Source organism: Leclercia sp. Colony189, assembly GCF_009740165.1.
In the GTDB taxonomy this organism is placed as follows: domain Bacteria; phylum Pseudomonadota; class Gammaproteobacteria; order Enterobacterales; family Enterobacteriaceae; genus Enterobacter.
The window spans coordinates 816,199-829,710 of record NZ_CP046557.1 but is presented as its reverse complement, the minus strand read 5'-3'; the positions used below and the strand labels follow the sequence as shown (position 1 = coordinate 829,710).

General features: G+C 54.5%; 12 protein-coding genes. 1 reads left to right on the top strand and 11 read right to left on the bottom strand.

The genetic code is table 11. The features are described from left to right. The 11 genes from mraY to leuO all read right to left on the bottom strand — a co-directional run bounded on the left by mraY (position 1) and on the right by leuO (position 12,780). The gene (gene mraY, locus GNG29_RS03935) at positions 1-1,083 is read right to left on the bottom strand and encodes a phospho-N-acetylmuramoyl-pentapeptide-transferase (RefSeq protein WP_103178268.1); all 1,083 of its coding nucleotides are present in this window, start codon (positions 1,081-1,083) and stop codon (positions 1-3) included. Then, positions 1,077-2,435 carry a UDP-N-acetylmuramoyl-tripeptide--D-alanyl-D-alanine ligase gene (gene murF / locus GNG29_RS03930; RefSeq protein ID WP_156653914.1) on the bottom strand — a complete coding sequence of 453 codons (1,359 nt, stop codon included), beginning with the start codon at positions 2,433-2,435 and terminating at the stop codon, positions 1,077-1,079. The genes mraY and murF overlap by 7 nt, the downstream gene beginning before the upstream one ends. Next, positions 2,432-3,919 carry a UDP-N-acetylmuramoyl-L-alanyl-D-glutamate--2,6-diaminopimelate ligase gene (gene murE, locus GNG29_RS03925; RefSeq protein WP_103178266.1) on the bottom strand — a complete coding sequence of 496 codons (1,488 nt, stop codon included), beginning with the start codon at positions 3,917-3,919 and terminating at the stop codon, positions 2,432-2,434. The genes murF and murE overlap by 4 nt, the downstream gene beginning before the upstream one ends. Continuing rightward, complete coding sequence (locus GNG29_RS03920; protein WP_114315899.1) at positions 3,906-5,672, bottom strand: peptidoglycan glycosyltransferase FtsI; 1,767 nt, start codon at positions 5,670-5,672, stop codon at positions 3,906-3,908. The genes murE and GNG29_RS03920 overlap by 14 nt, the downstream gene beginning before the upstream one ends. A gap of 15 nt (positions 5,673-5,687) precedes the next feature. After that, complete coding sequence (gene ftsL / locus GNG29_RS03915; protein WP_103178264.1) at positions 5,688-6,053, bottom strand: cell division protein FtsL; 366 nt, start codon at positions 6,051-6,053, stop codon at positions 5,688-5,690. Beyond that, entirely contained in the window at positions 6,050-6,991 is a 942-nt protein-coding gene (rsmH, locus tag GNG29_RS03910) for a 16S rRNA (cytosine(1402)-N(4))-methyltransferase RsmH (protein ID WP_103178263.1), read from the bottom strand. The genes ftsL and rsmH overlap by 4 nt, the downstream gene beginning before the upstream one ends. 2 nt (positions 6,992-6,993) lie before the next feature. Continuing rightward, on the bottom strand, positions 6,994-7,452 hold the full coding sequence (gene mraZ / locus GNG29_RS03905) for a division/cell wall cluster transcriptional repressor MraZ (protein WP_103178262.1): 459 nt from the start codon (positions 7,450-7,452) through the stop codon (positions 6,994-6,996). Positions 7,453-8,050: 598 nt separating this feature from the next. Beyond that, positions 8,051-9,055, bottom strand: coding sequence for a catabolite repressor/activator (gene cra / locus GNG29_RS03900; RefSeq protein WP_103178261.1), 1,005 nt, complete (start codon positions 9,053-9,055; stop codon positions 8,051-8,053). Between the two features lie 179 nt (positions 9,056-9,234). Next, positions 9,235-9,726, bottom strand: a complete 492-nt coding sequence (gene ilvN, locus GNG29_RS03895) for an acetolactate synthase small subunit (protein ID WP_032616525.1) — start codon at positions 9,724-9,726, stop codon at positions 9,235-9,237. After that, positions 9,726-11,450, bottom strand: coding sequence for an acetolactate synthase 3 large subunit (gene ilvI / locus GNG29_RS03890; protein WP_103178260.1), 1,725 nt, complete (start codon positions 11,448-11,450; stop codon positions 9,726-9,728). The genes ilvN and ilvI overlap by 1 nt, the downstream gene beginning before the upstream one ends. 385 nt (positions 11,451-11,835) lie before the next feature. After that, positions 11,836-12,780, bottom strand: coding sequence for a transcriptional regulator LeuO (gene leuO, locus GNG29_RS03885; protein WP_103178259.1), 945 nt, complete (start codon positions 12,778-12,780; stop codon positions 11,836-11,838). Between the two features lie 635 nt (positions 12,781-13,415). Between leuO and leuL the strand changes: the two genes are divergently transcribed. Next, positions 13,416-13,502 (top strand): leu operon leader peptide, encoded by an 87-nt coding sequence (gene leuL / locus GNG29_RS23505; RefSeq protein ID WP_103178258.1) that lies wholly within the window; start codon positions 13,416-13,418, stop codon positions 13,500-13,502. The last annotated feature ends 10 nt before the right edge of the window (positions 13,503-13,512 follow it).

Sequence of the window (13,512 nt, the reverse complement as noted above, 5' to 3'; positions counted from 1 at the left end):
TTAACGTACCTTCAGCGTTGCCAGGCCAATCAGCACCAGCATCAGCGAAATAATCCAGAAGCGCACGATGACGCGCGGTTCCGGCCAGCCTTTCAGTTCATAGTGGTGATGGATAGGTGCCATCCGGAAGATGCGCTGACCGCGCAGCTTGAAGGAGCCTACCTGCAGGATCACCGACAGGGTTTCAACCACGAACACACCGCCCATGATCACCAGCAGGAACTCCTGGCGCAGCAGCACGGCGATAATGCCCAGCGCGCCGCCCAGTGCCAGAGAACCGACGTCCCCCATAAAGACCTGCGCCGGGTAGGTGTTGAACCACAGGAAGCCTAAACCTGCGCCGACAATCGCCGTGCAGACGATCACCAGCTCACCGGCGTGACGCAGATAAGGAATATGCAGATAGCTGGCGAAGTTCATGTTGCCGCTCGCCCACGCCACCAGAGCAAAGCCCGCTGCGACAAAGACGGTTGGCATAATGGCCAGGCCATCCAGGCCGTCGGTCAGGTTGACGGCATTGCCGGTACCGACAATCACAAAGTAGGACAAGAGGATGTAGAACAGGCCCAGCTGCGGCATGACATCTTTAAAGAACGGCACCACCAGCTCGGTGGCCGGGGTGTCTTTTCCTGCCAGATAGAGCGCGAAGGCCACGCCCAGTGCAATCACCGACATCCAGAAATATTTCCAGCGGGCGATCAGACCTTTGGTGTCTTTACGCACCACTTTGCGGTAGTCATCAACAAAACCGATAATCCCGTACCCCACCAGTACCACCAGCACGCACCAGACGTACGGGTTTGACGGGTAAGCCCACAGCAGCACCGACACCACAATCGCGGTGAGGATCATAATGCCGCCCATGGTCGGCGTACCGCGTTTACTGAAGTGTGATTCCGGACCGTCGTTACGCACGACCTGGCCGAAAGAGAGTTTTTGCAGACGGGCAATCATGCGCGGACCCATCCACAATGAGATGAACAGCGCAGTCAGCAGGCTGACGATGGCGCGAAACGTCAGATAGGAAAAGACGTTAAAGCCGGAATAATATTTGACCAAATGCTCGGCCAGCCAAACTAACATGTCCCGTTCTCCTGTAAAGCGTGCACGACCTCTTCCATGGCGGCACTGCGTGAACCTTTCACTAAAACTGTCACAATTTGTTGTTCTGCAACCAGTGCCTTAAGGCGAGCGATCAACGCCGCTTTATCGGCAAAATGCTCACCGACGCCGCTGGCCTGGCTGATAAAATTGCTGAGATGTCCCGCGCTTAACACGCGATCGATACCGGAGGCTTTTGCCGCCTCACCCACTTGCTGGTGGCAGGCTTCGCTTTCATCGCCCAGCTCGGCCATATCGCCAACCACCATCACGCGATAGCCAGGCATCTCAGACAGCACCTGTACGGCGGCAGTCATGGAGCCGACGTTGGCGTTGTAGGAGTCGTCCAGCAGCAGTTTGTTTTCCGCCAGCGGGATCGGGAACAGGCGTCCGGGAACGGCTTTCAGGTTTGCCAGCCCGCTTTTGATAGCAGACAGCGGCGCGCCGACGGCCATCGCCAGTGCACTCGCCGCCAGGGCATTGGCGATGTTGTGGCGACCCGGCAGAGGCAGCAGCACCTCCACATTCCCCGTTGGGGTCTGCAACGTAAATTCGGTGCCGTGAGAGGTCACGTGAATGTTGTTGGCGGTGAAGTCGCTGTTCGCGGCATTAGGCGAAAAGCGCCAGGTTTTGCGATCCCCGATAACACTTTGCCAGTTCAGCCAGTCGTTATTATCGGCATTCATAATGGCGATACCGTTGGCCGGCAGGCCGGTGTAGATCTCGCCCTTCGCTTTTGCCACGCCTTCGAGCGAGCCGAAGCCTTCGAGGTGCGCCGCCGCCAGGTTATTCACCAGCGCCGCTTCCGGTTGCGTCAGGCTAACGGTCCAGGCGATTTCACCCTGGTGATTGGCACCGAGTTCGATTACCGCAAACTCATGCTCGCGGGTCAGACGCAGCAGCGTCATCGGTACGCCAATATCGTTGTTCAGATTGCCTGCGGTATAGAGGGTATTGCCACACTGGGTGAGGATGGCGGCCGTCATCTCTTTAACGGACGTTTTACCAGAGGAGCCGGTCAGCGCCACAACGCGCGTCGGAACCTGCTGGCGAACCCATGCCGCCAGTTCACCAAACGCCAGACGGGTATCTTTTACCACCGCCTGCGGCAGGTCGATATCCAGTTTACGGCTTACCAGCAGCGCACCTGCCCCGGCGGCTTTCGCCTGTTCGGCGAAATCGTGGGCATCGAAACGCTCACCCTTAAGCGCCACAAACAGGCAGCCGGGAGTGATTTTACGCGTGTCGGTGGTCACCGCATCGAAACTCATCTCATCGCCGCTGACGTCTGCGCGCAGGATCGTCGCAAGCTGGCTTAGCGTTACGCTGATCATGCCACCACTCCCAGCAGACGCGCCGCGGTTACACGGTCGGAGTAATCCAGACGGTTGGTGCCGACAATCTGATAATCTTCGTGGCCTTTACCGGCCAGCAGCACCACATCGTTCTCGTTAGCCTGCATGATGGCGTTGGTCACCGCTTCTGCGCGGCCTTCCACCACACGGGCACGGCCCGCATCCAGCATACCGGCCAGAATGTCGTTGATGATGGCGCGCGGCTCTTCGGTGCGCGGGTTGTCATCGGTCACGACCGCGATATCCGCGAACTGTTCAGCAATGGCACCCATCAGCGGACGTTTGCCTTTATCACGATCGCCGCCGCAGCCAAAGACGCACCACAGTTTACCGGCGCAGTGCAGGCGCGCGGCTTCCAGCGCTTTCTCCAGCGCATCCGGCGTGTGGGCATAATCCACCACCACCGTCGGTTTGCCTGGGGCGGTGAAGACTTCCATGCGGCCACAAACCGGCTGCAGGCGCGCGGAGGTACGGAGCAGTTCCGCCAGTGGATAGCCGAGCGCCAGCAGGGTCGCGAGGGCCAGCAGAAGATTGCTGACGTTGAACGCCCCCATCAGACGGCTTTCGATTTCGCCCTCGCCCCAGCTCGAGGCAAAGCGAATGGTCGCGCCGCTATCGTGATAGGTCACGTCGGTGGCCTTCAGCCAGCGGCCGTGGCAGTTCGGGTTGATACGATCGGCCATGGAGACCGCAACGGCATCCGGCAGTTTAGCCAGCCAGCGGCGACCCACTTCGTCATCGGCGTTGATAATCGCCTGACCGCAGTGATGCGTGGCATAGAGCTGCCATTTCGCCGCTTCGTAGTTCTCCATGTCGCCATGGTAGTCGAGGTGATCCCGGCTCAGGTTAGTGAACACAGAGGCGGCAAATTTCAGCGCCGCGACACGGTGCTGTACCAGCCCGTGAGAAGAGACTTCCATCGCCGCAAAGGTCGCACCCTGCCCCGCCAGACCGGCCAGCACGTGCTGTACGTCAACGGCAGAGCCGGTGGTATTTTCCGTTGGGTTCACTTTGCCCAGCAGACCATTGCCCACGGTACCCATTACCGCGCTGGTTTCACCCAGCAGTTGCGCCCACTGCGCCATCAGCTGCGTGGTGGTGGTTTTACCGTTAGTGCCGGTCACGCCAACCAGACGCAACCGGTCAGAAGGTTCGTTATAAAAACGTCCCGCCAGCGCAGAGAGACGTTCATTCAGCTGGCTGAGATAGATGACCGGCACGCCGTGAATTTCACGGATTTCACCGTCAGTGGCCTCATCTTTTGCCTCAGCAATAATGGCAGCAACACCTTGCGCTATCGCCTGCGGGATATAGCGACGCCCGTCCGCCTGATGACCTACGACTGCCACAAAAAGATCGCCCGAGGCAGCCACACGGCTGTCGAGTACCATCTCTCGCAGTTCTCTCGCAGGTAAGCCTGTTACCCACGGAGCAAGAAGGTCGCGCAAATTACGATCTGCCACCTGTTCCCTCGCCTTGATTAATTACAAATTCACTTTTCTCGCCCGTTGCCAGCGCATCCGGCTCGATGTTCATGGTGCGCAGTACGCCGCCCATGATGGCACCGAAGACCGGCGCGGAAACGGCGCCACCGTAGTATTTACCCGCCTGTGGATCGTTGATGACGACCACCAGCGCAAAACGCGGATTACTCGCAGGCGCAACGCCTGCGGTATATGCAATGTATTTATTGATGTAGCGGCCATCTGGCCCGACTTTTTTCGCCGTACCGGTTTTGATGGCGATGCGATAGCCTTTGATCGCCGCCTTCACGCCGCCGCCGCCGGGCAGCGCCACGCTTTCCATCATGTGAACGACGGTACGGACGATCGATTCCGGGAAGATACGCTCACCGGGAACCGGGGGATCAACTTTGGTAATTGAGAGCGGGCGATAGACGCCATAGCTGCCAATCGTTGCATAGACACGCGCCAACTGTAACGGCGTTACCATTAGCCCGTAGCCGAAAGAGAAGGTGGCCCTCTCTATGTCAGACCACCGTTGTTTTTGAGGATATAAGCCACTGCGTTCTCCGACCAACCCCAAATTGGTCGCCTTTCCCAGCCCAAAACGTGAGTAAGTTTCTACTAACGCTGAGGACGGCATCGCTAACGCCAGCTTAGAAACACCAACGTTACTCGACTTCTGTAAAACCCCGGTGAGGGTCAATTCGCTGTAACGCGCCACGTCTTTGATCTCGTGACCGTTGATGCGGTAAGGCACGGTATTCAGCACGGTGTTTTCATTGACGATACCGCGCTGCAGGGCGGTCATCACCACCATCGGTTTCACCGTGGAACCCGGCTCGAAGACGTCGGTGATGGCACGGTTACGCATGGCGTCTTTGGCCGTGCCGGTAAAATTGTTCGGGTTGTAAGACGGGCTGTTGGCCATCGCCAGCACTTCACCGGTGCTGACATCCACCAGCACGGCGCTGCCGGATTCCGCTTTGTTAAAGGCGACGGCGTTATTCAGCTCACGGTAGACCAGCGCCTGTAAACGCTCGTCAATACTCAACGCCAGATTGTGCGCCGCCTGGCTGTCGGTTGAAGAGATATCTTCAATCACGCGACCATAACGGTCTTTACGCACCACGCGCTCGCCCGGTTGACCGGTCAGCCATTTATCGAAACTCTTCTCAACGCCTTCAATCCCCTGGCTGTCGACGTTGGTAAAGCCAATCAGGTGGGCGGTCACTTCCCCGGACGGGTAGTAGCGACGCGACTCTTCACGCAGGTGAATGCCGGGCAGCTTTAGCTTTTTGATGTAGTCGGCCATGTCAGGGTTTACCTGACGCGCCAGATAGATAAAGCGCCCTTTCGGGTTAGCATTGACGCGAGCGGCCAGCTGATCGAGCGGCATTTTCAGCGCATCCGATAGCGCCTTCCAGCGGTTATCCAGTGAGATCCCGCCAGCGTCATGCAGCTCTTTAGGATCCGCCCAGATCGCTTTTACCGGTACGCTGACCGCCAGCGGACGACCAGAACGGTCGGTAATCAGGCCACGCGATGTCGAGACTTCCTGAACGCGCAGAGAGCGCATATCGCCCTGGCGCACCAGCATGTCGGGGGCAATGATCTGCAGCCACGCCACGCGTCCCAGCAGGAAACCCAGCGCCAGTAAAATGCAGCCGCACAGCAACGCAAAACGCCAGCTGATAAAGCTGGCCTGTTCTTCCTGACGTTTTGGTTTTAGCGCCTTCGCCGCGGATTTCATGCGTCGCGTTTTTCCTTATTTTTGTACTACGATATTTTCCTGAGAGGGATCAACATGCTGCATCTGCAGCTTTTCCGTTGCGATCCGTTCCACCCGGCTGTGATCGCCGAGCGCATTTTCTTCGAGGATCAGATTTCGCCACTCGATATCCAGCGCATCACGCTCCAGCACCAGCTGTTCGCGCTGCGCCGTTAACAAACGGGTATGGTGAGCGGTGGTCACAACGGTGACCGCCGACACAATGATGCAAATAAACAGGCACAGTGGCAGCTTGCCGAAACGCAACAGATCGTCCCAGATCACGCCCGGCAACGCATGACGCTCGTTGCTGCCTAACGTCTCTTTGACCTTGCTTAAGGTGCCTGCCACTTTGCCGATCATGCACTCGTCCTTTCTGCAATGCGCAGCACTGAACTACGGGCGCGGGGATTCTCTTCCACTTCTGCCTCGCCCGGCATTAACTTGCCCAATGCGCGCAGCTGACGGCCCCCCAGCTTTTTGAGCTGCTCTTCCGTCATCGGTAACCCGGCCGGCACCTGCGGACCACGGCTTTGCTCGCGCATAAAACGCTTCACGATGCGATCTTCCAGCGAGTGGAAGCTGATAATCGACAGGCGACCACCCGGCGCGAGTACGCCAAGCGAACTTTTCAGCGCCTGCTCGATCTCCTCGAGCTCGCTGTTCACCCAGATGCGAATTGCCTGGAAAGTACGGGTGGCGGGATGTTTGTACTTATCCTTCACCGGCGTTGCCGCCGCGATCACTTCAGCCAGCTCTTTGGTACGGGTCATCGGCTCAATGCGGTTGCGCTCAACGATGGCGCGCGCGATACGCTTGCCAAAACGCTCTTCGCCGAAGGTTTTGATCACCCAGGCGATATCCGCTTCATCAGCCGTTTGCAGCCACTCGGCGGCGGACTGGCCGCGCGTCGGATCCATACGCATATCCAGCGGACCGTCGCGCATAAAGGAGAAGCCACGTTCAGCATCATCAAGCTGCGGTGAGGAGACGCCAAGATCGAGAAGAATGCCGTCGATCTTGCCGGTTAAATCGCGCTCGCTGACGTAATCAGCCAGCGCGGAGAAAGGACCATGAACGATAGAAAAGCGTGGGTCATCAATAGTTTTTGCCACCGCAATCGCCTGCGGATCGCGATCGATCGCCAGCAAACGGCCTTCCGCGCCCAGTTGGGAGAGGATTAAACGTGAGTGGCCACCCCGGCCAAAAGTGCCATCAATGTAGATGCCATCAGGACGAATATTCAGGCCATTGACGGCCTCATCCAGTAGCACCGTCGTATGTTTATAATTTTCCATCATATTTATAGAGACAAATCCTGCAATCGTTCCGACAATGTCGCGGAATCAGACTGCTCAGCGTCGATATCTTCCTTGACCCGTTGATACCAGGCCGTTTCATCCCACAGTTCAAACTTATTGAACTGTCCGACCAGCATCACTTCTTTTGTCAGACCCGCATGCTGCCGCAGCACTGGCGCAATCAATAAACGCCCCGCGCTATCCATCTGACATTCACTGGCATGACCCAATAACAGCCGCTGTACGCGACGCTCCTGCGGGTTCATGCTCGACAGTCGAGACAGCTTTTGCTCAATGATTTCCCATTCAGGCAAGGGGTAAAGCAGCAGGCAGGCGTGGTTGATGTCAATGGTGCAGACCATTTGACCAGAAGCGCTCTCGTTCAGCTGGTCGCGATATCGGGTTGGTACCGACAAACGCCCTTTGCTGTCGAGATTGACTAACGTCGCTCCACGGAACATGCCAGTCTCACCCCTCCTCACCACTTTTACCCACAAATTCCCACTTAAGGGAGTTTACGGAGCGATGGAAAAGCTTGTCAAGCCAGGACTTCCGCGACATCAGTCTAAATGTTACTGATTTACGAACGGAAGTTAATCAGGCTATTAACCGTACAACTGGCGAGGCAAAATTAACGTGATGAATATTTGTGAGAAAAAACTCGAATATGCAGACCAGCGTTAAAAATCACTCATCTCGCCGCGACCAAATATAAAGTGTCAGTTTGCGACGCGGGCGGCATTTTAAGCCATATCGTCAGGGGTGAACAGCGCCAGATTCAACGCTGACGCCGCGTCGAACGCTGGCAAGCGGATGGCGACAAATTTGCGGGGTAAAAATGGCTGATAATTCAGCAATGATGATCGGTTGTGTAACAAAATAATACAAATAATCTCATTAATGACAATTAAATAAACATGAAAAGAAATTTTAAATAGCAAAGTGAAATAAAAAGGCGCTCAGGCGATACTTTTTAAAGAATTATCTTAAAAAAAGTAGGGGAATTGCTGAGTGGATAAATGCAATAAATTCAGGGCAGTTTCCACTGCCCTGCGTCCCTTATGACCGGCTCAATATGCCGCGACGATAGAGGTTACGACGGATGCGCGTCAGCCCCGGTTTAGGCTTACGCGGCTCATCGAGACTCGCCAGCACAATCTCCAGCACCCGCTCTGCCACGTCACGATGACGCTGGGCGACTGCCAGCACCGGACACTGCAGGAAATCGAGCAGTTCGTGATCGCCAAAGGTCGCAATTGCCAGATTGGAAGGCAGCTTACCTTCGCGGCGCAGCGTCACGTCCATCACGCCCTGCAACAGGGCAAAAGAGGTGGTGAACAGCGCCTGCGGCATCGGATGAGTTTCCAGCCACTTCTCAAACAGCTGCGCCGAGGCTTCGCGCTCGTAGCTATTGGCATAGAGGAAATCCACTTTACGGGGATCGTCTTTCCAGGCGGTGCGGAAACCCTGCTCGCGCAGGAAGCTCACGGAGAGTTCCGGCAACGCCCCCAGGTAAAGGACATTTTCCGCCGGGAAGGTGCGCAGCTCCGCCGCCAGCATTTCAGCATCGTCCTGATCGGCACCGACTACGCTAGTGAAATGCTCGCGATCTAACGCACGGTCGAGGGCGACAATCGGGAATGAATCATTGGCCCAGCGCTGATAGAAAGGATGCTCCGGGGGTAACGAGGTTGAAACGATAATGGCATCGACCTGACGCTGGAGCAGATGTTCAATGCAACGCATTTCGTTATCGGGCTGATCTTCTGAGCAGGCGATCAACAGTTGATAGCCGCGCTGACGCGCCTGGCGCTCAAGATAGTTTGCGATCCGGGTGTAACTGGTGTTTTCCAGATCCGGGATCACCAGGCCGATCGAACGGGTGCGTCCGGCACGCAGGCCCGCGGCGACAGCATTCGGATGGTAGTTATGTTCACGAACCACTGCCATGACTTTCTCAACGGTCTTGTCGCTGACCCGATACTGCTTCGCTTTACCGTTAATCACATAGCTTGCCGTAGTTCGTGACACGCCGGCGAGCCTGGCGATTTCATCCAGTTTCACAATTGCCCCTTAAAAAATATAAAAGAGTCCATGACCTTGTCAGGGTTATGACTTAATCTTGTAACATCTAAACGCAGAATAGTCTGTGCGGCAACCGCTTTTGTCGCGACTCCGGCATCGGTGCGCAAAAAAAAGCCCGGTAAATCGCACCGGGCAATAGAGAGGCGAACTTTTTATCTTTAACGCATCACTTTGTCACCGCGGGAAAGTCCCACAACGCCTGAACGCGCCACTTCGACAATTTTTGCCACATCCCGCACCGAGGCGAGGAAAGCATCCAGCTTATCGCTGGTGCCAGCAAGTTGAACGGTGTAGATAGAGGGGGTGACATCAATGATCTGCCCGCGGAAGATATCCGCATTGCGTTTCACCTCTTCACGCCCATAACCGGTGGCCTGAATTTTCACCAGCATAATCTCACGTTCAACATAGGCTCCCTGCCCCAGCTCGCTGACGCGCAAGACATCCACCAGTTTATGCAGCTGCTTTTCGATCTGCTCCAGCACCTTGGCATCGCCCACCGTCTGGATGGTCATGCGGGAAAGCGTGGGATCGTCCGTCGGCGCTACCGTCAGGCTTTCAATATTGTAGCCACGCTGTGCAAAGAGCCCAATCACGCGCGACAGCGCACCGGACTCGTTTTCCAGTAATACAGATAATATCCGGCGCATCAGGTTCTCTCCGTTTTGCTTAACCACATTTCATCCATACCGCCGCCGCGAATATGCATCGGATAAACATGCTCGGTGCCATCCACAACCACATCGACAAAGACCAGGCGGTTATTTTTAACGTGCTCAAGGGCTTCACTGAGCTTCGCTTCCAGCTCTGCCGGATGACTGATACGCATACCAATGTGGCCGTAAGCCTCTGCCAGACGCACAAAATCCGGCAATGAATTCATATAGGATTGCGAATGGCGACCGGAATAGATCATATCCTGCCACTGCTTCACCATCCCCAGATAGCCGTTATTCAGATTGAGCACCAGCACCGGCAGTTCGTACTGCAGCGCGGTGGAGAGTTCCTGAATATTCATCTGGATACTGCCATCGCCGGTCACGCAAACCACTGTCTCTTCCGGTAATGCCAGCTTCACGCCCAGCGCGGCAGGCAGGCCAAAGCCCATAGTGCCCAGACCACCGGAGTTGATCCAACGACGTGGCTTATCAAACGGGTAATAGAGGGCGGCAAACATCTGGTGCTGGCCGACATCCGAGGTCACATAAGCGTCGCCTTTGGTCAGCTGCCAGAGCGTTTCGATCACCGCCTGCGGCTTAATGTTCTCACTTTGGGTATCGTATTTCAGGCACTGACGCGCACGCCACTGCTCAATCTGCAGCCACCAGTCACGAATCTCATCCAGCGGCTGAGCATAATTTTCCTGCGCCAGCAGCTCCAGCATCTGATCCAGCACATGACGCGCATCGCCCACAATGGGCACATCCGCCGGCACGGTTTTGGAAATCGAGGTGGGATCGATATCAATGTGCAGCACCGTGGCATCAGGGCAATATTTCGCCAGGTTATTGGTGGTGCGATCGTCAAAGCGCACCCCAACGGCAAAAATGACATCGGAGTTATGCATCGTCATATTGGCTTCATATGTGCCGTGCATACCGAGCATGCCAAGCGCCTGTCGATGGGTGGCTGGAAACGCCCCGAGCCCCATTAATGAAGAGGCCACCGGCAGGTTCAGCTTTTCGATAAGCGCGCGCAGCTGTGCTTCACACTGGGCGTTCACCGCCCCGCCGCCAACATAGACCACCGGCTTTTTAGCCGCCATCAGGGTTTGCAGGGCGCGCTTAATCTGTCCCTTATGTCCCTGGGTCGTGGGGTTATACGAACGCATGCTGACCGACTCCGGCCAGACATAAGGCAATTTATTGGCCGGGTTGAGAATATCTTTCGGAAGGTCAACTACCACCGGCCCGGGACGCCCGCTGGCCGCCAGCCAGAAGGCCTTTTTGAGCACGCCCGGAATATCTTCCGTCTGCTTGACCAGGAAACTGTGTTTCACTACCGGACGGGAGATGCCGACCATGTCACACTCCTGAAAGGCATCATAGCCAATCAGCGAGGTTGCAACCTGACCGGAGAGCACCACCATTGGAATGGAGTCCATATAGGCGGTGGCGATACCCGTAATGGCGTTCGTCGCGCCAGGACCGGATGTTACCAGCACGACCCCCACCTCACCTGTCGCGCGTGCCAGTCCATCAGCCATATGCACGGCAGCTTGCTCATGACGCACCAGGACGTGATCGATACCGCCAACGGTATGTAGTGCGTCATAAATATCGAGGACCGCGCCTCCCGGGTAACCGAACACTTGCTTCACGCCCTGATCGATTAACGATCGGACGACCATTTCGGCGCCAGACAACATCTCCATGATTTGCCTCCAGGCTTATCGTTTCAGACGGACAGGAGAAATATGCACTGCGCCGTCTTTTTTGTCAGGGTTACCCCTGGCGATTTTTATTGTGCAGAGTGACAGTTACCATAACCGCTAGCCGTGAGGCAGGCAATTAGCAAACCTCGGCTGGCGCGGGATCCCAAAAGAAGAAAGATAAGGTATTAATAATTGTTATGGATAAATCTACTGCGAGAACGGGAGGGAGTGAGCGTTCATCATTTAAAAAGGCGGCGCCACAGTAATTCATCCATTTTTACGGCCAGGAAAAGGCAATGAAAATATCTTCAGCAGAATAATATTTCAGAAACGATAAGAAAGTCAGGATAAATAGCAATAACACTGAAATTTATCCTGACCGCATTTATCGCCGGCAGACGTTAACCAGCAGCTCTTCCATCCACTGATGGCCTTTATCGCGACCGGCTGCTTCATGCCATGAGAGATAGCAGGTGCGTGAGTTAAGGTTCAGCGGCAACACCATAATTCGCAGGTTCAACGGATCGGCAAACTCTTCAGCCAGCCAGCGCGGGGCGATGGCAACCAGGTGAGTTTGCGAGACAACATTTAATACGCTGACCATTGCCATCCCCTGATAGGCTACACAGGCCTGCTTATCTGGCGTGTCGTACCACGGCTGGCTAAAAGAGGCGTAGCGATCGAGGGCAACAACCGCATGCTGTTCGCGATAAATATCGCTCTCCTGCAACATACCATTAAGGCGCGGATGCGCTTTGCTGGTAACCAGTACCATTTCGTCCTTAAATAATGGTACGCAAGAAAATTCGGGGCGACGAAATTCTTCGTAGCCAATAACAAACTCCGTCTCCTGATATCGCAGCTGATGTTCCGTATTCTGGTTAAGGGATGACTTGAAAACCAAATGTATATTGGGCGCAACTTCCTCGACTTTATTATAAATAAGTGAGGTCAGATAATTATCCAGAGGGCTGCAAACGCACAGATGGAAAACACGCTCGCTGCTGCTTGAATCAAACCCGGAGCCCGGAAGTTCATTCTGCACAAGCTGAAGCGCCTGACGTACCGATGCAAACAGCTGATAGGCACGGGCAGTAGGCTGGATACCGCGGCCATAACGAACGAATAACTCGTCATTAAACATAACCTTGAGTCTTGCAACGGCATTACTGACAGCGGGCTGAGACATTCCCAGCGACTGGGCGGCACGCGTAATATTTTGTTCCTGCATGACCGCATCGAAAACCGTTAAAAGATTCAGGTCCACCGTACGGAGCTGTGGTTTTGCCCCCTCTGACACAGACGATTTTTCGCTACTTTCTTCACACATACCCTGCTCCACTGTCACGCTGAACTCCTTTCCTCGTGTGTAACAATAAATTTAGAAAATATGATTTATCACGCATATAAAACAAGCTAAAGAGAAATGTTACAAATTAGGAATATATAAATACCCGCCAGCCGTGACAGAGCTCAGGCATAAGATAAGAAAACATGCTTAAAAAAGCGAGAAAGCATATCGATTAGTTTATATTGCGAATGAAACCATAGATTTCATAAATAAACAATATGGCATTTCGTTAAGGCCTATTTAAGTTTTAATGAAATATTAACAGTGACTTAATTAAATTAGTTAACATTCTCTTATCAGACCAATCACCTTCTAACCTGCAACACCCAAATTATTATGGTAACGTGATGAAAGTTAAGGAATTCAAAACGCTGGCTTATTATTCCTGGATTTTAAACAATTGCAATAAAGTATATGCAAACGATTCAACTGATAAATTCGCACACATAACTCAGAATAAGAAAATGGCAAAAAAGGGAAAAACCAGCACAATAAGCTAATTCTTTCTGCCCGGGTCGCGAAGGCGAAGAGGTGTTTTCGCCTGGCAGGGGTTGACATCATTCCGCGTATCCAGTACCACTAAAAGCATATCTTATTTATCTGGAGCTTGATTCATGATTCGCAGCATTCGTTTCACAGGTCTACTACTACTAAACGCATCCACTGTGCGCGGTAGACTGGCGGGCGAAATTCAGCGTTGAATCGTTCTCT

Coding starts and splice junctions, on each gene's coding strand:
- mraZ (WP_103178262.1), bottom strand. CDS start 7,452: ATGTTCCGTGGAGCGACGTTAGTCAATCTCGACAGCAAAGGGCGTTTG.
- ilvN (WP_032616525.1), bottom strand. CDS start 9,726: ATGCGCCGGATATTATCTGTATTACTGGAAAACGAGTCCGGTGCGCTG.
- ftsL (WP_103178264.1), bottom strand. CDS start 6,053: ATGATCGGCAAAGTGGCAGGCACCTTAAGCAAGGTCAAAGAGACGTTA.
- ilvI (WP_103178260.1), bottom strand. CDS start 11,450: ATGGAGATGTTGTCTGGCGCCGAAATGGTCGTCCGATCGTTAATCGAT.
- rsmH (WP_103178263.1), bottom strand. CDS start 6,991: ATGATGGAAAATTATAAACATACGACGGTGCTACTGGATGAGGCCGTC.
- GNG29_RS03920 (WP_114315899.1), bottom strand. CDS start 5,672: ATGAAATCCGCGGCGAAGGCGCTAAAACCAAAACGTCAGGAAGAACAG.
- leuL (WP_103178258.1), top strand. CDS start 13,416: ATGATTCGCAGCATTCGTTTCACAGGTCTACTACTACTAAACGCATCC.
- mraY (WP_103178268.1), bottom strand. CDS start 1,083: ATGTTAGTTTGGCTGGCCGAGCATTTGGTCAAATATTATTCCGGCTTT.
- murF (WP_156653914.1), bottom strand. CDS start 2,435: ATGATCAGCGTAACGCTAAGCCAGCTTGCGACGATCCTGCGCGCAGAC.
- leuO (WP_103178259.1), bottom strand. CDS start 12,780: ATGTGTGAAGAAAGTAGCGAAAAATCGTCTGTGTCAGAGGGGGCAAAA.